The organism is Vicinamibacterales bacterium (assembly GCA_041659285.1).
Taxonomy (GTDB): domain Bacteria; phylum Acidobacteriota; class Vicinamibacteria; order Vicinamibacterales; family UBA2999; genus 12-FULL-67-14b.
Window position 1 is genome coordinate 40080 of the sequence record JBAZYO010000002.1, and the last position, 19053, is coordinate 59132.

Consider the following 19053-nt stretch of genomic DNA (forward strand, 5'->3'; position numbering starts at 1 on the left):
CCGTTCATTTGCCATAGCGGGAGCCAATCGTCGGAATCAGGTAATCGCGAAAGGCGCGGGTGAAGTCGTAGGCCGGGGCGAAGCCCCAGTCCTTGCGGGCGGCGCTGTCATCCACGTCTTCGGGCCAGGAATCGACGATGCCCTGCCGCTTGGTGTCGATCTGCCAGGTGATGCTGGCGTCCGGAAATGCCCGCACCACTTCCTGCCGCACTTCGTCGGCCGACGGGTTGAACGCGGCCAGGTTGTAGGCGGTCCGGGTCAGCGCCGCCTTGGGCGCCGCCGCCAGCCGCAGCAGCGCTTCGACGCCGTCGGGCATGGCCATGAACGGGATGCGGGTGTCGGGGCGGACGAAGCACGCATACGCCTCACCCTTCGCCGCGGCGTGAATCATCTCGGGGGCGTAGTCGGAGGTGCCGCCCGACGGCACGGTGAGCGCGGAAATGAGCCCGGGGAACCGCACGCAGCGGAAGTCGACGCGGCCCGACTGCGGCTCGGCGGCCAACTGCTTGTAGAACCTCGCGTAGTAGCGCCCGAGCTGCTCGCAGTACAGCTTGTTGCAGCCATACATGGTGGACGGCGTGTTGAAGTCGTCTTCTTTCACGCGCCCGGCCTGGCGCTTGGTGTCCAGGTCCGGCAGGCCGTACGCGGCAATCGACGACGGGTAGAGGAACGTCACCGGCCGGCCGTGCGATTCCGCTTCGCGCTGGGAAAACTCGAGCAGGTTGAGCGTGCCTTCGACGTTGATCTGGTGGGCCGTGACCGGCGTGAACTCGGAGCGCGTCGAGAGCAGCGCCGCCAGGTGATACACGGTCTCGACCTCGAACTCCGACAGCACCCGCTCGAGCAGCGACTTGTCCATGATCGAGCCGGTGAACTCGCGCTGCACCTGACGCGCGAGCGACGGCTCCAGGGGATTGACGTCGAGCGTCACCACCGGCTGCGCGCCGGCCCCGGCCAGGTGCGCGATCAGCCCATGGCCAATCTCGCCACCCGCGCCCGTAATCAACACCACCGGCTTACGCATCAAGACGACTCTCCCGTCACGGCTGGCAAGAACACGCGAAAACTGGCGCCGCGGCCGCGTTCGCTGACCACCGAGATGGCGCCGCCGGTCTGACGGATGATTCCGTACACGGTGGCCAGCCCCAGGCCGGTCCCGCGGCCGGTCTCTTTCGTGGTGAAGAAGGGTTCGAAGATTCGCGCCTGCGTGGCCTGATCCATGCCGATGCCGTTGTCGCTGACGGCCAGCAGCACGAACTGCCCAGGCGCCAGCCCGGCCTGCGACATCTCCGGCGAGTCGGCCTCGAGGCGCACGTTCGACGTCTGCACCGTGATCATCCCGCCGCTCGGCATCGCATCCCGCGCGTTGACGATCAGGTTGAGCAGCACCTGCTCGATCTGGGCCGGGTCGGCGAGCACCTTCGCCACTCGTTGCGCGAGATCGAGCTGCAACCGGACCTCGGTGCCAATCAGGCGGCGCGCCATCCGCGACACGCTGGAGACAATCTCGTTGATGTCGAGCGACACCGGCTGCAGGATCTGCTTGCGGCTGAACGCCAGCAACTGGCGCGTCAGCGACGCGGCGCGGTCCGCGGCGTGCAGGATCTCGTCGACCTCGGCCGCCATCGCCGGGTCGTTCTTCACCCGGTGCGACATCAACTCGGCGTTGCCGCGGATGGCGGTCAACAGGTTGTTGAAGTCGTGGGCGATGCCGCCGGCGAGGCGGCCGACCGCCTCCATCTTCTGCGCCTGGCGCAGCTGGTCCTCGAGCTTGACCCGGTCGCTGATGTCGATCACGGTGGCCAGGATGGCCGGCTGCCCGGCAAACTCGGTCGTCGAGCAGAACGCCTCGGCCTGCATCACCGTGCCGTCCTTGCGCTGGCCACGGATCGTCAGCTGCACGTTCGCGGCGGTGGTGGCGTCCATGCGCGAGAGCTGATCGACGACCAGCGCGCGATCCTGCTCGTGCACCACCGTGTAGGCCCACGGCATGTCCAGCAGTTCCTGCTGGGTGTAGCCGAGAATATCGGCGGCCTTCGGATTGGCGTAGACCAGCCGGTCGTGCTGGACGATGTAGACGCCGACCAGCGACTGCTCCACCAGGGCCCGGTACTTCGCTTCGGCGGCCCGCAGCGCGTCTTCGACCCGCCGCCGCTCCGTGATGTCGCGGGCCATCGCCTGCATGCCGGTGTAGTGGCCATTGGCGTCGAACACCAGCCACGCGTTCTGCCCCAGCCACACTTCCTGCCCCGACTTGCTGACCGCGGGGAACTCGACGTAGGAGGTCGGCACCGCGTCGCTGGTCTGCTTGTAGTAGTGCTGCAGGATCGCCGGCCGGTAGTCGGCGCGGATGAACTCGGTGAAGCGGCGCCCGATCACCTCGTCGTTGGTGTAGCCAAACACCCGCAACGTCTGGGGATTGACGAAGCGGAAGTAACCCTCGGCATCCGCCTCGAAGATGATGTCGGCGGCCGCGTCGAAGAGCTGGGTGTAGCGATCCTCGGTGACCCGCAGGGCGTCTTCGGTCGCCTTCCGCTCGGTCACGTCGCGGTAATAGACGACGATGGCGCCGACCGTCGGCTCCTGCAGCAGGTTCCGCGCCATGCCTTCGGTCCACCGCACGGTGCCATCCCGGTGGCGGCAGCGGAAGGCGCCGACCTGCGGCACGGCGGGATGGTCGAACAGCTCGCGGACCAGCCCCTGCCAGGCATCGCGGTCCTCGGGCTCGACGAGGTCGCGGACCCGGAGGCCGAGCAGCTCTTCCGGTGCATAGCCGAGCACGACGGTCGTCGCCGGGTTCGCCCAGCGGATGGCGCCGTCGCTATCCACGAGCACCACCGCGTCAACACTGAAGTTGACGAGGGCGGCGAGCTGCTCGACACCCGGTGTCCCGGTCACCGCCTGCTCCGCTCTTGCATCTGTCTATTCTAGCCGGGGGCGGCACCCGCCGCGCCTACCAGAGCGCGGCTTTCATCTCGGCGATGGCGATCTCCACCTTGCCGAGGTCGTCGAGCACGCGCTCCACTTCGGCGAGGGTCGCGGCCAGGGCCTCGGGCGGCGGCAGGCTGCCCCGCTTGACCTCCCAGGCCAGGTCGCGCGTGGTCTCGGCGCAGGCGCGGCACACCTGCAGCGTGTGCTCGTGCGCGTCGATCAACCGGCGGACTTCCTGCTGTTCTTCCGGGGTCACGGCAACGACCCTACGTCCGATAGGGATCGGGACGCCAGGTCCGGATCGAGGCCTTGATGTCGTTGGGGGTCAGGTTCTCGCGCGCGGCCCGCTCGAGCAACGCGCCCAATTCATCATCCGAAGCAAATCGCAGCGCCGCGGTCTGCTTGGCGGAGAGCCTGGCCAGGTTGGCATCCTGCCCGGCCGGCAGCAGCTCCGCGCAGCGGACTTTCATCTCGAGCATGATGATGCGGTCCTGCAGCGCCACGGTATACAGCCGCGAGATGGCCACCAGCGTGAACACCGCGAAGGTCAGCGCCATGAAGGCCGTGTCGTCCGTGCGCCACCCCAGGTGCAGATGCCCCGCCATGAGAATCAGGGCCACGAGCAGGAACAGTGTCGCGACATAGGTCGGCACCGGGTGGTGCGCGTGGCTCTGGTAGCTCTGCTCGGCCATTACTTCAGCTTCCCCTCGATCTCTTCGAAGACCTTGCGCACGGCAATCGGCCCCTGCTGGTCGGCGAGGAACCAGTCCTGGTAAGGCCCCCAGTTCGCCTGCTTCGCCGCCTCGTCCGCCGGGAGGCCCAGTTTGTGCAGCCGGGTCACCTCCGCGATCACGGCGCGGAGGGCCTTCTGGAACTCGACCAGCTCTTCGCGAGACGCCTTCGCCTCCTCGATGAAGCCGTGGCCCGGGATGAAGCGATCGACGTCCATCGCAAGCGCCTTGTCGATCACGCCCACCCACTCGGTGGGATAGGCCGACCGCATCGCCGGGAACACGCGATTCAGGTAGACCTCGCTCATGAACAGGATTTTCTGCTTCGGCAGGTAGACCAGCAGGTCGCCGCCGGTGTGGGCGCGTCCCGCGTAAATTGCCTGGACCTCGATACCGCCGACGTCGATCACCTGGCGGTCGCTCGTCATCGCCGGCGCGGCCAACTTCAGCTGCGCCTTCGACGCCTTCGACACCACGTAGGTGAGGTCCGTGGGCAGCACGGCATTGCCGGCGGTGTGGTCGCCGTGATCGGAGCCGACGACGTACCACTTCACGGGCTTCGGCGTGACCTTCGCGATGGCGGCCAGCATGGTCCGGGTGGCGTCGACGCTGCCCTGGCCGTCGGCCACGAGCACACCATCGGCACCGACCACGAACAGGCTGACCGTGGTGAAGCCGGGGTTACGGATCTCTTCGTAACCGTAGACGTTGTCGGCCAGTTTGATGGTGCGCGGGAACGCAGAGAGGGCGAGACCGCGCTTGTCAGGGTAGGCGGTCCGCACCTGGGCCGCAGATGACGCGGACAACGCCCATATCACCACGGCCACAGATGACACAGATAACGCAGATCTTAGAAACTTCTTCAACCCCATGACGCGTCATGGTACCAGAAAGACCTTTAAGTCTGCGTAATCTGCGTCATCTGCGGCCCTGGCATCTGCGTTATCGTCCGTCGATCAGGTCGCCCAGGCCGCCGACACGGTCGAGAATCGAGCCCTCTTCCTTGCGCCAGCCCTTGCTCTGCGGCGCGGCGGCGTAGATGCGATCGGCCATGCGCGAGAGCGGGAGCGACTGCAGCCACACGCGGCCGGGCCCCTGCAGCGTGGCGAAGAAGATGCCTTCCCCGCCGAAGAGCGCCGTCTTGATGCCGCCCACGAACTGGATGTCGTAGTTGACGCTGGACTGCAGCGCCACCAGGCAGCCGGTGTCCACGCGCATGGTTTCACCGGCGGCCAGCTCGAAGTGATGGATGGTGCCGCCGGCGTGCACGAAGCAGAGGCCGTCGCCTTCGAGCTTCTGCATGATGAAGCCTTCGCCGCCGAACAGGCCGACGCCGAGCTTCTTCTGGAACGCGATGCCGACCGAGACGCCGCGGGCGGCGCACAGGAACGAGTCTTTCTGGCACACCAGGTGCCCGCCGAGCGCGCGCAGGTCCATCGGGATGATCTTGCCCGGGTAGGGCGCGCCGAACGCGACCTTGTGCTTGCCCTGGCCCCCGTTGGTGAACACCGTCATGAACAGGCTTTCACCCGTCAGGATGCGCTTGCCGGCGCCGAGCAGCGCGTCCATCACGCCCTTGGACTGCCTCTGGCTGCCATCGCCGAAGATCGTCTCCATCTGGATGCCGCTGGTCATGTACATCATCGCCCCGGCCTCGGCGACCGCGCCCTCACCCGGATCGAGGGCGACCTCGACGAACTGCATCTCGTTGCCGTGGACCTCGAAGTCGATGTCGTGGGCACGGCGGCCCGGCGCCGGCGGCGGCACGAAGGCTGCTCCCGCGGCTTGGCTCGCCGAAGCGCCGGCGGGTCCTTTGACAAACGGCGCGAAGGCGGCGACCTCCTTCACCTTCTGCCACGACGTCATGCCGGCGCTGAAGACGAGCGTCTCCGCGTCGATGCTGCCGTTCTGCAGATTGGAGATGATCTCGTTCTGCCCAACCGGTCCCACCTGGTGGCCGCCGATGGCCATGTACCACTGATTCGAACCGTCCATTTCGATCGCTCCTTGTCAATCCGGCTAAAGCCGGATTCTACATTCGAGATGTGGTGTCCGGCTTTAGCCGGACTATTCCGAGTCCGGTTCCGCGTCGATCTTCGCCGCCGTCTCCACTTCGATCGCCGCGACCGCCGCCGGATCCAATCCCAGCTGGTGCGCCAGCTGCGCCAGGTAGATACGCTCGGCGCCCGACACCGTTTCGTCGGCGCGCACGATGGTAAACGCGAGCACGTAGTATTCCCTCTTCGCCGCCGGGTCGGTGACCCCGCGCACAATTTCGGCCAGCGGCCGCGGTTGCGCGAGCTCCGCCTCGACGACCGAGTCGAGCCCGGCCTCCTTGGCCCGCGCCAGGATCAAGGCGCGCTCCTGCGGCGTCAGCTCGCCGTCGGCCCGCGCCGCCGACACCGCCAGCCTGACGAGCTGCAGCAGCGGATCGGCCAGCGCTTGCGCGACGGCTGGCAAGGGGGGAGGCCCGCCTACGCTCGCACCAGTGACGCCAGCGAGCTTCGGCGAGGTCTCGCCGTAGCGGCCTTCGGCCGCGGAGGCGGACACCCCAGGCACATTAGGCACCTGAGGTACGTTCTGCCCCTTGATGCTGTCGTAGATGCCCCACGCGACGCCCGCCGCCGCCATCACCGTGCTGGCGGTCAGAAAACCGCCGTGGCCGGTGATGAAGCGGGTCGCCCGCCGGGCCCGCTTGCGTCCAGAGCGGCCCATGGCGCCGCGCAACACGATGGAGAGAATGTCAGCCGGATTGGTCAGCACGTCGTTCGTCCCTCAGTGAAGAAAATACTGGTAGCGCCCTGGAAAGGTTCCAGTGGAAAAAACGAACGATCCTCGTCTAAATGACGACTAAATCCGGGTCGAGGCCGGCTTGGCGGCCACCGGCTTCGGCGCCTCGGGCGTCCAGTCTTCGCCCGGGTTGATGAAGCGGTTGGTTTCCAACTTGTACTGCTTGTCGTACAACTGGCGGTAGCGTCCGTCGCGCGCCAGCAGCTCGTCGTGGGTGCCGCGCTCGACGATCTCGCCGCCTTCCATCACCAGGATCTGGTCCGCGCTGCGGATCGTGGACAGGCGGTGAGCAATCACGAACGTGGTGCGGCCGGTGCGGAGGGCCTTGAGGCCGTCCTGGATCATCTCTTCGCTCTCGCTGTCGAGGCTCGACGTCGCTTCGTCGAGGATCAGCACCTTCGGCGACGCCAGGATGGCGCGGGCGATCGACACCCGCTGGCGCTGGCCGCCGCTCAACTTGATGCCGCGCTCGCCGACGACGGTGCTGTAGCCCTCGGGGAAGCGCATGATGAATTCCTCGCAGTGCGCCAGGCGCGCCGCGGCCTTGATCTCGTCGAGCGACGCGCTCGGCTCGGCGTAGCCGATGTTCTCGGCGATGGTGCCGTCGAACAGGAAGTTCTCCTGCAGCACCGACGCCAGCTGCTCGCGGTAATCGCGCAGCGGGATGTCCATCAGGTTCTTGCCGTCCACCGAGATGGCGCCCTTTAGCGGCCGATTGAACGCCATCACCAGGCTGATCAGGGTGCTCTTGCCCGACCCGCTCGACCCCACCAGCGCCGTGGTCGTGCCGGGCGCGGCGTGGAAGGTGACGTTCTTCAGCACCGGCACGCCCGGGTTGTATTCGAACCACACCTCGTCGAACCGGATGTCGCCCTGGATCGCGCCGAGCGAGGGCTTGCCGGCGTCGGCCTCGTCTTCGGTCTCCATGTTCATGATCTCGCGGATGCGGTCGAGACCGGCGAACGCCTCGGTTATCTGGGTGCCGATGCTGGCAATGGAGATCATCGGCGCCGCGAGCAGGCCGATGAAGAAGATGTACATCACGAAATCGCCCAGCGTCATCTTGCCGGCGAGGATGTCGTTGCCGCCCATCCAGATCATCACCACGCCGACCACGCCGATGATCACCGTGCTGCCCGAGGTGGTCGCCGACACGCCGGTCATCGACTGGGCGATGTTCCGGAACAGCTTGTGGGCGCCGTGGGTGAAGACAATCTCCTCACGCTTCTCGGCGGTGTAGCTCTTGACGATGCGGATGCCGCCCAACGCCTCGGTGAGGCGGCCAGTCACTTCCGCCTGGATCTTGCCGCGTTCGCGGAACAGCGGCCGCAGCCGCTTGAAGGCGTAGGCCATGCCGCTGCCGAACAGCGCCAGCACGATCGCGGTGACCACGGTCATGCGCCAGTTCAGGTAGAGCAGCACGCCGAGGCTGATGAACGCGGTGAGCACGCCGCCCACCAGTTGCACCAGGCCGGTGCCGACCAGGTTACGGATGCCTTCGGCGTCGCTCATGATGCGCGACAGCAGCACGCCGGTCTGGGTGGAGTCGAAGTAGCGCACCGGCAGGCGCATGATCTTGGCCTGCACCTTCTTGCGCATGTCGGTGATGGCGCGTTGCGCCGCCACGCCGAGCGTCTGCGACAAGCCGAAGCTGGTGAACGCCTGCACGACGGTGGCCGCTCCCGCCGTCAAGGCGATCGGCACCAGCAGGTCGTGCCGCCCCTTCCCGATCACATCGTCGATCACGTACTTGGAAAGCGCCGGCAGGACGATGCCCGACAGGCGGCTGATCATCATCAGGGTCAGGCCGATGGTCAGGCGCCGGCGATGGACCCACACCAGCTCGCGGAACTCCCGCCAGGCCGCCGCCGAGTCGATCTTCTTCTTGGCCGCGCTCTTCCCGGGGTCGGGGCCACCGGCGAGCGCGCCGCGGCCGCTGCCGGACCGCTCGGCTCGTCGCATGCTGGGGGCGCCGGATCTGAGGATGGCCATAAGATGCTTGTCTATCCGCCTAAAAGCGGATGCTACTAGTGCACGGCGTAGGGCACGGCGAGGGTGAACGGCGCGATGCGCGCGTCGAAGGTATCACCCGACGGCGTCACCATCGTGTAGCTGCCATGCATGGTGCCGACCGCCGTCTTCAGGTTGCAGATACTGTCGTAGTCGTAGGTGGCGCCCGGCGCCAGCACCGGCTTCTTGCCGATCACGCCTTCGCCCCGCACTTCTTCCTCTTCGCCGTCGGCGTTGGTAATCACCCAGTGACGGCTGAGCAGTTGCGCGGTCTCCGACCCGGTATTGGCAATGCGGATGAAGTAGGCGAACCAGTATTCCTTGTCCTTGGGCGAGCTGCGCTCCGGAAGAAACTTGGTGGTGACCTGGATGCGGATGCCGTTGGTGGTGGTGTCGCTCACCACGTGATTATCCCACGACCAGTCAGTCCAAATGCCCGCGTTCGGCGTCGCCCATCTCGACACCGGCCGCCGGGAAGTACTCCGTCCATCTCCCACTGACCTTTGACGCCACGTCGGGATGGCAGGTTACTTCGGCGGGATACCACGGCTTCATCCGCGCATCGATCACGACCGGGGGCTCGTAGGCGATGTGGTTGCGCACCACGCGCTGGGCCGCCGAGTGAATGTCGGCCGCCGGCTCGAACCGCGTGAAGGTGGTCCACAGGAAGTTCATGTCGCTGCGGGTGGCGCGTTCCGGCTCGTCGCTCACCACCACCAGCGGCCAGCCGGCAAACGCCGGGTGCGCGGCGACGCGGGCCGCGGCCTGCGGATCGTCACCGTAACCGCGGGTCCCCACCACCAGGCAGCCGCCACAGTAGACGCGGACGCCGGTGACATCCGACGGCGGCGGCGTCGACGGCGCGAACGTCCGCGGCAAGTCGCGCACCGGATCCCCCAGCCCGAGCCACACGCCCTTGGAGCCTTCGTTGACGACCGGCCCGGTGTAGTCCAGCGTGTCCATGGACAGGTTGGCGAACACGTAGAGGTCGGTGCGCGGGTCGGTGCGCGCCAGCACGTGCTCCAGCGTGGCCCGAAAGTCCTTCAGATCCACGAACTGATCGGTGACCAGGATGAACTTGGTGAGCGACAACTGCCCTTCGCCGAGAATGCGGAACGCGCTCGCCATGGCCTCGCGCTTGTAGCGCTGCTTGACCACGGCGGCGGCGAGCGAGTGGTAGCCGGTCTCGCCGTAGGACCACAGCTGCTCCACCGCCGGCATCACCAGCGGGAACAGCGGCGACAGCAGGTCCTGCAGCAGGTCGCCGATGAAGAAGTCTTCCTGGCGGGGCTTGCCGACGACGGTCGCGGGATAGATGGCGTCCTTGCGATGCGCGATCTGCCGGACGTCGAACACCGGGTAGTCGTGCCGCAACGAGTAATAACCGTAGTGATCGCCGAACGGCCCCTCCGGCCGGCGGACCCTGGGCGCCACCTGCCCCATCAGCGCAAACTCCGCGTTGGCAATCAGCGGATGCGGATGCCCGTTTGGAGCCGTGACCTGCGGCAGCCGCTCGCCGGCGATCAGCGAGGCGAGCATCAGCTCCGGCACGTTCTCGGGCAGCGGCGCGATGGCCGACAGGATCAGCGCCGGCGGGCCGCCGAGAAACACCGTCACCGGCAGCGCCTCGTTGCGGGCTTCGGCGCGCGCGTAGTGAAAGCCGCCGCCCTTGCCGATTTGCCAGTGCATGCCCGTGGACGTCGCGTCGTGCACGTGCAGGCGATACATGCCGAGGTTGTGCCCGGGCTTCTCTGGATGTTGCGTGTAGACCAGCGGCAACGTCACGAACGGCCCGCCATCGTCCGGCCAGCAGGTGATCACCGGCAGGCGATCGAGGCGGACGTCGGTGGTCACGACCTCGCGCACCGGCCCGGTCGAGACACGGCGCGTGCCGACCTTCAGCAGATCGAAGCCGATGTCGCGGGCGCCCCAGAGCTTGGCGGGGGTCGGCGGCAGCAGCGTCTCGGCGAGGTGCACCACCCGCTTGATGAAATCCAGCGGCCGCCTGCCAAAGGCGAGTTCCGCCCGCCGCGGCGTGCCGAACAGGTTGGTGACCAGCGGGAACGCCGCGCCCTTGACGTTGGTGAACAGCAGCGCCGGTCCGCCGGCGGCAATCACCCGCCGATGGATCTCGGCCGCCTCCTGCACCGGATCGACTGGCGCGGTGATCTCGACAAGGTCGCGATCACGCCGGAGCTGATCAAGAAAGGCTCTAAGGTCTGGGAACATCGTAGACAGGCCGTCCGCCGATCATAGTCAACACTGCCCGGATCGTGCGGAGTTCTTCTTCGGCCGCCGCGAAGGGATCGCGCGACAGCACCGCCAGGTCGGCCAGCGCGCCGACCGCCAGGCGGCCCTTGTCCTGGTCTTCGAACTCGCCGATGGCCGACCCATGCGAGTAGGCTGTCACGGCCTGCTCCATCGACAATCGCTCGTCGCCCAGCGCCGCCGCAGTCGCGAGCCGGAGCAGGTCGAACCCGCGAAGGGCTCCTCCCGACCCGAGCCCGAGCGGGACGCCGGCGTCGAGCACCGAACGAAGCGGCGCACCCGGGCCTGGCACCTCCACGACGACCACGCCCAGTTTCGGCAGGCGCGCCAGCAGGCCAGGATCAACCGCGACCAACTGCTCCAGGCGCGGCCGTTTCACCTTCCACACATCCGCGGCGCCGTGGCGTTCGAGTGCGTCCACATAGGCACCGGTCGCCTGCGCGTCACGGCTGGCGATGGCCAGCGGGTCCTCGCTGCCATAGGCCCACCCCACCGCTTGCCGCATCCGTTCGTCGTCTTCGGCGCCAAGCGCGAAGCCCATGCCGCGCACGTCGAGTCGTGGCGTGGGCTGCGGCGGGAAGAACGGCCGGCTGTCGCGATTGCCCCCGGTCGCGTCCGGTTGAGGCATGCGCAGGATTCGCACCCGCAACGGCAGGCCGGCCTCGAGAAAGGCGCGCACGGTGCCGGCGACCGGCGAGACCGAAAACACCTGGATCGAGGTCACGCCGTTGGCCAACGCCTGGGCGCCCAGCAGGCGGACGCTCGCGGCTGTCGCATCCGTCAAGGCCAGGTGCGCGTCGTTCAAGCCGGGCACGACCACTCGGCCGGCAAGGTCAAGGCGATGGGTGGACGGCCCCGCCCCGGCCTCGACCGCGGCGTCGCCGCCAATGGCGACAATCCGCTCGCCGCGAATGGCGAGCGCCGTGGCCCAGGGCTGTGCTGGATTGGCAGTGAAGATCTTGCCGTTCAGAAGCACCGTCTCAGCAGACGGCGCGGCGCAGGCGCTGATGGTCAGCGCCCACGCCACGACAATCGCGCGCGTCAACTCAACCCGAGTACTTCTCGTCGTAGCTCTCGCCATAGATGGCCGGTACCTTGCCGCCCATCGGCCGCAGGTAGGTGCTCAGCTGGCCGCGGTGGTGAATCATGTGGTTGTTGCAGAACATCATGTAGGTCACCGAGGGCAGCTTCATGCCCCAGGCCTCGACGATCTGCGTGAGGTGGTTGCCGTCGAGCGTGAGGACCTTTTCCAGGGCCTTCGGGAATTCGTGCTTGTACCAGTCGGCGAGCTCGGCGACGGTTGACGCCGGACAGGCCGGCGGAAAGACGCTGAAGTTGTTGGCGGCAACGGCGTGCAGGAAGCCGACGTCGGCGGTCGCCAGGTGGGTCGCGATCTCCCACGCGGTGCGCGAGTGCGCCTCCGGCTTGTAGTCTTTCTTGCCTTCGGGAATGGCCGAAATCACCTTGTAGGTGTGCATCCACTCGCCCTGCAGGTTCTGCCCGAGCGTGGTGGCCAGAAATTTCGCGTGATCTGCGTTCATCGTCGCTCTCCTTATTCGGCCGCCCTAAAGGGCGGCCCTACACGACTACGTTCAACCCCGGGTCAATTTCCTGTACTTGATGCGATGCGGCTGGTCGGCCTGCGCGCCGAGGCGGCGATGGCGATCGGCCTCGTAGTCCTGGTAGTTGCCTTCGTACCACACCGTCTGGCTGTCGCCCTCGAAGGCCAGGATGTGCGTGGCAATGCGATCGAGGAACCAGCGGTCGTGGCTGATCACCACCGCGCAACCGGCGTAGTTGAGCAGCGCTTCTTCCAGCGCGCGCAGCGTGTCGACGTCGAGGTCGTTGGTCGGCTCATCGAGCAGCAGCAGGTTGCTGCCCTTGCGCAGCAGCTTGGCGAGATGCACGCGGTTGCGCTCGCCGCCCGACAGCGTGCCGACCTTGCGCTGCTGTTGTCCGCCCTTGAAGTTGAACCACGACACGTAGGCTCGCGACGCCACCGTCTTCTTGCCCATCGTCAGCTCGTCGAGGCCGTCGGTGACCTCGTCGAACACCGACTTGTTGGGGTCGAGCGCGTCGCGTGACTGATCGACGTAGCCGACCTGCACCGTCTGGCCGAGGCGGAGCGTGCCGCCATCCGGCTGCTCCTGCCCCGTGATCAGGCGGAACAGGGTGGTCTTGCCGGCGCCGTTCGGGCCGATCACGCCGACAATGCCGGCGGGCGGAAGGGTGAAGGTGAGGTCGTCGAACAACACGGTGTCGCCGTAGGCCTTCTTCAGCCCGCGCGCCTCGACTACGATGTCGCCGAGCCGCGGGCCGGGCGGAATGTAGATTTCGACCGAGTCCACCTTCTGCGCGGTGTCTTCGGCGAGCAGCTGCTCGTAGTGGTTGAGGCGGGCCTTGCCCTTGGCCTGGCGCGCGCGCGGCGACATGCGGATCCAGTCCAGCTCGCGCTGGAGCGAACGCTGGCGCTTGCTCTCGGCCTTCTCTTCCTGCTGCAGCCGGTTCGACTTCTGCTCGAGCCAGCCGGTGTAGTTGCCCTCGTAGGGAATGCCGCTGCCGCGATCGAGCTCGAGAATCCAGCCGGCGACGTTGTCGAGGAAGTAACGATCGTGAGTGACCGCGACGACGGTACCGGGGTAGTCCTTCAGGAAGCGCTCGAGCCACGCCACCGACTCGGCGTCGAGGTGGTTGGTCGGCTCGTCGAGCAGCAGCAGGTCGGGCGACAACAACAGCAGGCGGCACAGCGCGACGCGGCGGCGCTCGCCGCCCGACAGCGTCGTGACGTCGGCATCGGGGGGCGGCAGGCGCAGCGCGTCCATCGCCAGGTCGAGGCGCGAGTCGAGGTCCCACGCGTTGGTGGCGTCAATGCGGTCCTGGAGCTTCGACTGCTCGTCCATGACCTTGTCCATCTCTTCGGGCGTCATCTCTTCGCCGAGCCTGGCGTTGACGGCGTCGTAGCGATCGAGCAGCGCCTTGACCTCGGCGGCGCCTTCTTCGACGTTGCCCCTGACGGTCTTGTCGGGATTGAGGGCCGGCTCCTGCGCCAGGTAGCCGACGCTGACGCCCTGCCCGACGAAGGCCTCGCCGGTAAAATTCGTCTCGACGCCGGCCATGATCTTCAGCAGCGTGGACTTTCCCGCGCCGTTCAGGCCGAGCACGCCGATCTTGGCGCCGGGCAGGAACGAGAGCCAGATGTCTTTGAGGACTTGAGCGTCGGGAGGATAGACCTTCCCGAGCCCCTTCATCGTGTAAACGAACTGAGGTGCCATCGGAACTACTGACTATATACGACCCGGGAACCGGGCTTGCCCGCCGTGGCCGTGGCGAAGGCGGGAGCCGGCGGTCGGAAGCTGGCCGTGTGGTGAGGTGTCGAGGGACAATGGCGGCACGGCAACCGCTATCCGGGAGGGCGACATGACGGCCAGGGCTTTACTGATCGTGTGCGTGTGCGCAGTCGCCGTGACTGCCATGGCGGATCCGCTCGATGAGGGTGGCCAGAGCCTGGCCGACCGCCTCAAGAACCGAATCAAGTCGGCGGTCCCGCCTGCGCCCACGCCACCGGCGCCCGGCACGCCGCCACCCAGCGCGCCGGCACCCGCGCCCGGCGCCGCCAGCCCTGCTCCGGTTGCAGACAACCAGCGGTTCAGCGATGCGGAGAAGGCCTACGTGCCGGCGCAGGCGACGACGCGCGCGGCTGACGGTCCGCGGCGCGCCAATCTGCAGCCGGTCGTCGGAAGCAAGTTTGCCAGGGGCCCAGGGGATCAGCTGACCATCACCAATCCCTACCTGGCGCTCGACAGGATCTTCTTCGCGCAAGCCGTGGCGTTGAAGGCTACCGAAGACGGCGGCCTGATCGTCGGCGGACGGGTCGAGCTCGACCAGGATATGCACGCGCTCGGGACCGGGTATTGGCGCATCGCCCCCGACGGCGCGATCACGCCCTTGCACACCCGCAGCACCAATACCTATGGCAAGACACCGGCCACCAAGTGCGAGGCACCGTACAGCCGCACGCATCTCGATCCGGAGAATTTCGCGACGGCCGCCGGCGGCGGCCTGCTGAAGGCGATTGAGTATGCGGTGGTGAAGATCGGCGCCGATGGCAACGTGCGGCGCCTCGCCGGCGCGCCCTTCTCGTGCGAGGAAAGCGGGCAGGCGTCGCAAGTCAGGGGCCAGGCCGACGGCCCGGCCGACCTCGCGCGCTTTAACAAGGCCTCGGGCATCGTGGCGGATCCCGAGGGCAACATCTGGGTCGTCGACCAGAGCGGCTGCTCCCTGCGACGCATCACGCCCGCCGGACAGGTCACCACCGTGATTACTCCGGAACAGGCCTGCGCGAAGACGACGCCCGGCGAAGATCGCGTCGGGCTGGACAAGCTCGCCTGGGATCCCGTGCACGGCGAGCTCGTCACCTCCAACACGCTCTCGGTAGCGACACCCGTCCACAACCTCTACACCACGGTATGGCGGATCAAACCCAGCGGCGAGTTCAGGCGAGTGCTCTACGCCACCAAGGTCGCCAAGAGCCCGGCCAGGCACCATCTCGACGGCGTCTGGTCGCTGGCCGTGGATCCCGAGGGGCGCATCCACATCGGCAGCCGAATCATGGGCACGCCGGGCGTGGTCGCGGTGTTGCGCCTGGACGAAGCCGGCGCGACGGTGACATCCGTGACCGGCGGGAGCTACAAGGGTGGAGGCGACGCCGAGCCGAAAGACGGCCCGGCCGACCGGGCGCTGTTCCGCTACATCAGGGACATGAGCTTCGCGCCCGACGGCACGCTGTACCTGCTGGACGAGCACTTGATCCGTAAACTCGACAAGAGCGGTCAGGTAAGTACTTGGGCATTCTGATCTTGCGAATGGCCTCGCGGCTGGGGCCTTCGATCATCACGGCGCGATGCTCGCCCACCGTGTAGGGCTGCTGGAGGAACGTCCCCCTCGGCCCGGGGCCTCATGCCTCCGGCTTCAATGTGACCAGCGTGTAGCGATCCATCGGGAAGTACTTCTGGAACATCGTCTTGATGATGTCCGGCGTCAGCGATTCGGTGCGTTCGAGGCGCTTGTTGATGCGGCCCGGGTCCCAGCCGAACATGTGGACCGTCTGCATGGAGCCCATCCAGTAGGCGTTCTGCTTGGCGTTGGTCTCGAGGTCCCGCCGCTCCAGCTCCTTCACCTTGTTCACGTCGTCCACGGAGGGACCTTCGGCCTTGAGGCGCTCGATCTCTTTCAGCGAGGCGGTCACCAGCTTGTCCAGGTTCTCCGGCGAGCTGCCAAACTGGATCACCATGGCGCCGTAGCCCTTGAGGGGCGGTGAATTATTGAAGCCGACCGAGACGCCGTAGGTGCCGCCGAGCTCTTCACGCAGGATCTCGCGGAGGCGAATGCTTAACACCTGCGAGGCGGCCCGGGCGCGGTGCATCTCGAACTCGTCGAAGCCGGGGTCGGCGAAGAACGACAGCACGGTCTGGCTTGCCGGCTCCTTCCCCTTCCTCACCTCTTCCTTGACGACGCCGGCCGGGAACTTGACGCCCATGTCGCGGAACGCGGAGGTCTTCTTGCCCTGCGACGGCAGCGTCGCCACCCACTTCTCGAGCAGCGGCGTGATCTCGTCCACGGTGAACGCGCCGACGAAGAAGTAAGTGAAGTCGGCGGCGTTGGCGAAGCGCGCGCTGTAAAACGTCTTCATGGTGTCGAGGTTGAGCGCCGGAATGTCGGCCATCGTCAGCGCCGCGGCGCTGTAGTGGTTTGACGAGTTGACCTGCTCGACCTTTTCGCCGAACACCGCCCGCGGGTTCTGGTCGCGGTTCTGCAGCGACCCGGCGAGCCGGCGCTTGATCAGCTCCAGCACGTCGGGCGTCATGTTGGGCGCGGTGTGCGACAGGTAGTTGAGCTGCAGGGCCGTCTCGAGGTCACGCGGCGTGGCGGAGCCGCTGACGCCCTGCGTGTATTCCGAAATGCTCGGGGAGGCCTGCGCGATCTTTCCCGACAGCATCTTGCTCAGGTCAACCGGGCTGAGGCCGCCGAGCCCACCGACACCGACCATGGCGGTGGCGAGGCTGGCGCTCTTGAAGTCGGCGGGGCTGGCGAGCGAGACGCCGCCGGGCGCGTAGGCCGTGAACATGATCTGATCGTTCTTGAAGTCGGTGGGCTTGAGCCACACCTCGACGCCGTTTGACAGCGTCAGCACGGTGGCGCCGATTTCCGGCACCGTCCGGCGCGAGGCGACCTTGCCGGCGGGCGGGACCTTCTCGACCAGCGCGCGTCCCGACGTGGCGTCGGCCCACCGCTCGACCGGCGCCGCGCTGGCGCGGGCAATGGCGGCCTTCAACATGTCGGCGGTCGGTGGCGGCGTGTCTTTCTTCTCCGGCGCGACGCCGAGCACGACGCGGTTCTCGTCGGTGATCAGCCCCTTGGCCAGCGCCGAGGCTTCCGCCGCCGTCACCGTCGGCAGATACGTGGACGCGATCTGGTACTCGAATTCGATGCCGGGAATGGGTTCCTGTTCGAGAAAGTGCCGGACGTACTCGTTGGCGTAGCCCGGGCTCTCCGAAGTGCCGCGTTCCTTGTAGGCGCGCTCGTAGCCCGCGAGCAGCGCCGCCTTGGCGCGGTTCAGCTCATCGTCCGAGAAGCCGTATTGCTGCAGGCGCTTGGCTTCGAGCATGAGCGCCGCGAGGCCCTCGGTGATCTGTCCCTCAGGCACGGCCGCTTCGATCTCGAACAGCTCCAACGTGCGGCCGATGTTGCTGCCACCGGCCTGGGCCCCCAGGAACGGCGCGTTGGGCCGGCGCGAGATCTCAGCCAGGCGAAGGTTGAGCATCTGCGACACCAACTGCTCCACCAGCGACTTGCGGTAGCCTCGCACCGTGTTGTCGATCTCGACCTTGTCCTTGAACGCCATCGACACCGACCAGCCCTGCGCCTCCGGATCGGTGGACATGCTGATCAACGTGTCTTTGTGTCCGGGCACGCTGGCGTTCACCGACGAGGCGGTGCCGGTGGCGGCGGGAATCACGCCAAAGTGCTTCTGCACGAGTTGTTCGGCCTCGGCGGCCGGAAGGTCGCCGACCACGACCACGGCCATGTGATCCGGCCGGTACCACTTCTGGTAGAAGGCGAGGAGCCGTTCGCGAGGCGCGGTCCTCAGGACCTCGGGCAGGCCGATCGGCAGGCGGTCCGCGTAGCGCGAGCCCTGGAAGATGATCGGCAGCTGCTTGTCGGTGAGCCGCGACCCGGCGCCGAGGCGGCCGCGCCATTCCTCGAGGACGACACCACGCTCTTTTTCCACTTCCTCGGGGAGCAGCGACAGGCCGGCCGCGAAGTCGTGCAGCACGAGCATGCCGCGGTCGACGTAGCCCGGCCGATCGGTCGGGATGTCGAGCATGTAGATGGTTTCGTCGAACGACGTCGAGGCGTTGACGTGCGGGCCGAAGCGGGCGCCTATCGACTCGAGGAACGACACCAGCTCGCCCGGCTTGAAGTTCTGGGTGCCGTTGAACGCCATGTGCTCGATGAAGTGCGCGAGCCCGCGCTGGTCGTCATCTTCCTGGAGGGCGCCGACGTCAACGGCCAGGCGCATCGACACGCGCTTTTCGGGCCGGTTGTTCTGGCGGATGAAATACCGGAGGCCGTTGGGCAGCCGCCCCTCGCGCACCGCCGGGTCCACCGGCAGCGGCCGATCCAGCGCGAGCGCGGGAGGGATGGCGGGCCCTTGCGGCGCCGCACTCTGCGCGCGGGGAACGGCGACCAGCGCCACGACCAGCAGGACCAAGGCGACGACTGCAGAACTCAGGCGATTCATTCGGCTCTCCGTGACGATTTCGGCATCCGGCGGCACTGAAGTGCCGCCCTTCTGGCACTACTATTCCTCAATGCGCCTCAAGATCAAACGTCTGGATTCGTCAATTGGCCTGCCCGAACCGGCCACGGCCGGCGCCGCCGGCTTCGACCTGGCCTCCGCTGTTGACATCGAGGTCCCCGCCCGGAGCATCCGGCTGGTGGGGACGGGACTGGTGATCGCGGTGCCGGACGGCTACTTTCTTGGGATCTTCGCGCGCAGCAGCACGCCGCTCAAGCGCGGCTTGATGGTGGCCAACGGCGTCGGGGTCATCGATTCCGACTATTGCGGGCCGGCGGACGAGATCAAGATTCAGCTGCTGAATGTCACGGATCAACCGGTGATGGTGGCGCGCGGCGACCGCCTGGCCCAGGGCATTGTGCTCCCCTGCCCGCGCGTCGAGTGGGACGAGGTGGCGGAGATCGCGGCGCCCACCCGCGGTGGATTCGGCTCCACTGGAAGCTGAGGGTCCGGCTAAAGCCGGAC

At 67.1% G+C, this 19053-nt stretch carries 16 protein-coding genes and 1 pseudogene; 2 read left to right on the plus strand and 15 right to left on the minus strand.

Annotation, left to right across the window (positions count from 1 at the left end):
- Positions 1-4 precede the first annotated feature (4 nt).
- The 14 genes and pseudogenes from WC815_02775 to ettA form a co-directional block, all read right to left on the minus strand.
- Positions 5-1024, minus strand: coding sequence for an NAD-dependent epimerase/dehydratase family protein (locus WC815_02775; protein MFA5907679.1), 1020 nt, complete (start codon positions 1022-1024; stop codon positions 5-7).
- A complete protein-coding gene (locus WC815_02780; GenBank protein ID MFA5907680.1) occupies positions 1024-2898 on the minus strand; it encodes a PAS domain S-box protein in 1875 nt (624 codons plus the stop codon). Before WC815_02780 ends, WC815_02775 begins: the two co-directional genes overlap by 1 nt.
- Positions 2899-2953: 55 nt before the next feature.
- Positions 2954-3187 carry a hypothetical protein gene (locus tag WC815_02785; protein MFA5907681.1) on the minus strand — a complete coding sequence of 78 codons (234 nt, stop codon included), beginning with the start codon at positions 3185-3187 and terminating at the stop codon, positions 2954-2956.
- Between the two features lie 10 nt (positions 3188-3197).
- Positions 3198-3623 carry a DUF6526 family protein gene (locus WC815_02790; GenBank protein MFA5907682.1) on the minus strand — a complete coding sequence of 142 codons (426 nt, stop codon included), beginning with the start codon at positions 3621-3623 and terminating at the stop codon, positions 3198-3200.
- Positions 3623-4468: an MBL fold metallo-hydrolase gene (locus WC815_02795; GenBank protein MFA5907683.1), complete on the minus strand. Its 846-nt coding sequence runs from the start codon at positions 4466-4468 to the stop codon at positions 3623-3625. The genes WC815_02790 and WC815_02795 overlap by 1 nt, the downstream gene beginning before the upstream one ends.
- Before the next feature lie 136 nt (positions 4469-4604).
- A complete protein-coding gene (locus WC815_02800; protein ID MFA5907684.1) occupies positions 4605-5429 on the minus strand; it encodes a TIGR00266 family protein in 825 nt (274 codons plus the stop codon).
- 75 nt (positions 5430-5504) lie between these two features.
- A pseudogene (locus WC815_02805) lies at positions 5505-5657 on the minus strand (DUF4339 domain-containing protein).
- 72 nt (positions 5658-5729) lie between these two features.
- Positions 5730-6425 carry a DUF533 domain-containing protein gene (locus tag WC815_02810; protein ID MFA5907685.1) on the minus strand — a complete coding sequence of 232 codons (696 nt, stop codon included), beginning with the start codon at positions 6423-6425 and terminating at the stop codon, positions 5730-5732.
- 87 nt (positions 6426-6512) lie between these two features.
- Positions 6513-8444: an ABC transporter ATP-binding protein gene (locus WC815_02815; GenBank protein ID MFA5907686.1), complete on the minus strand. Its 1932-nt coding sequence runs from the start codon at positions 8442-8444 to the stop codon at positions 6513-6515.
- Between the two features lie 35 nt (positions 8445-8479).
- Complete coding sequence (gene apaG, locus WC815_02820; protein ID MFA5907687.1) at positions 8480-8863, minus strand: Co2+/Mg2+ efflux protein ApaG; 384 nt, start codon at positions 8861-8863, stop codon at positions 8480-8482.
- A 22-nt stretch (positions 8864-8885) separates the two neighbouring features.
- Complete coding sequence (locus WC815_02825; GenBank protein MFA5907688.1) at positions 8886-10691, minus strand: UbiD family decarboxylase; 1806 nt, start codon at positions 10689-10691, stop codon at positions 8886-8888.
- Positions 10675-11775 (minus strand): amidohydrolase family protein, encoded by a 1101-nt coding sequence (locus tag WC815_02830; GenBank protein MFA5907689.1) that lies wholly within the window; start codon positions 11773-11775, stop codon positions 10675-10677. Before WC815_02830 ends, WC815_02825 begins: the two co-directional genes overlap by 17 nt.
- Before the next feature lies 1 nt (position 11776).
- On the minus strand, positions 11777-12271 hold the full coding sequence (locus WC815_02835; GenBank protein MFA5907690.1) for a DinB family protein: 495 nt from the start codon (positions 12269-12271) through the stop codon (positions 11777-11779).
- A 51-nt stretch (positions 12272-12322) separates the two neighbouring features.
- A complete protein-coding gene (ettA, locus tag WC815_02840) occupies positions 12323-14002 on the minus strand; it encodes an energy-dependent translational throttle protein EttA (protein MFA5907691.1) in 1680 nt (559 codons plus the stop codon).
- A gap of 190 nt (positions 14003-14192) precedes the next feature.
- Between ettA and WC815_02845 the strand changes: the two genes are divergently transcribed.
- Positions 14193-15584, plus strand: a complete 1392-nt coding sequence (locus WC815_02845; protein ID MFA5907692.1) for a hypothetical protein — start codon at positions 14193-14195, stop codon at positions 15582-15584.
- Between the two features lie 100 nt (positions 15585-15684).
- Here the strand turns inward: WC815_02845 and WC815_02850 are convergent, their stop codons facing one another.
- A complete protein-coding gene (locus WC815_02850) occupies positions 15685-18531 on the minus strand; it encodes an insulinase family protein (GenBank protein ID MFA5907693.1) in 2847 nt (948 codons plus the stop codon).
- Positions 18532-18601: 70 nt separating this feature from the next.
- Between WC815_02850 and dut the strand changes: the two genes are divergently transcribed.
- Complete coding sequence (gene dut / locus WC815_02855; protein MFA5907694.1) at positions 18602-19033, plus strand: dUTP diphosphatase; 432 nt, start codon at positions 18602-18604, stop codon at positions 19031-19033.
- Positions 19034-19053: the final 20 nt, after the last annotated feature.

Excerpts from the sequence above, each read along its gene's own strand:
- WC815_02775 (MFA5907679.1), bottom strand. The coding sequence starts at position 1,024 with ATGCGTAAGCCGGTGGTGTTGATTACGGGCGCGGGTGGCGAGATTGGC.
- WC815_02790 (MFA5907682.1), bottom strand. The coding sequence starts at position 3,623 with ATGGCCGAGCAGAGCTACCAGAGCCACGCGCACCACCCGGTGCCGACC.
- WC815_02815 (MFA5907686.1), bottom strand. The coding sequence starts at position 8,444 with ATGGCCATCCTCAGATCCGGCGCCCCCAGCATGCGACGAGCCGAGCGG.
- WC815_02825 (MFA5907688.1), bottom strand. The coding sequence starts at position 10,691 with ATGTTCCCAGACCTTAGAGCCTTTCTTGATCAGCTCCGGCGTGATCGC.
- WC815_02835 (MFA5907690.1), bottom strand. The coding sequence starts at position 12,271 with ATGAACGCAGATCACGCGAAATTTCTGGCCACCACGCTCGGGCAGAAC.
- ettA (MFA5907691.1), bottom strand. The coding sequence starts at position 14,002 with ATGGCACCTCAGTTCGTTTACACGATGAAGGGGCTCGGGAAGGTCTAT.
- WC815_02850 (MFA5907693.1), bottom strand. The coding sequence starts at position 18,531 with ATGAATCGCCTGAGTTCTGCAGTCGTCGCCTTGGTCCTGCTGGTCGTG.
- dut (MFA5907694.1), top strand. The coding sequence starts at position 18,602 with ATGCGCCTCAAGATCAAACGTCTGGATTCGTCAATTGGCCTGCCCGAA.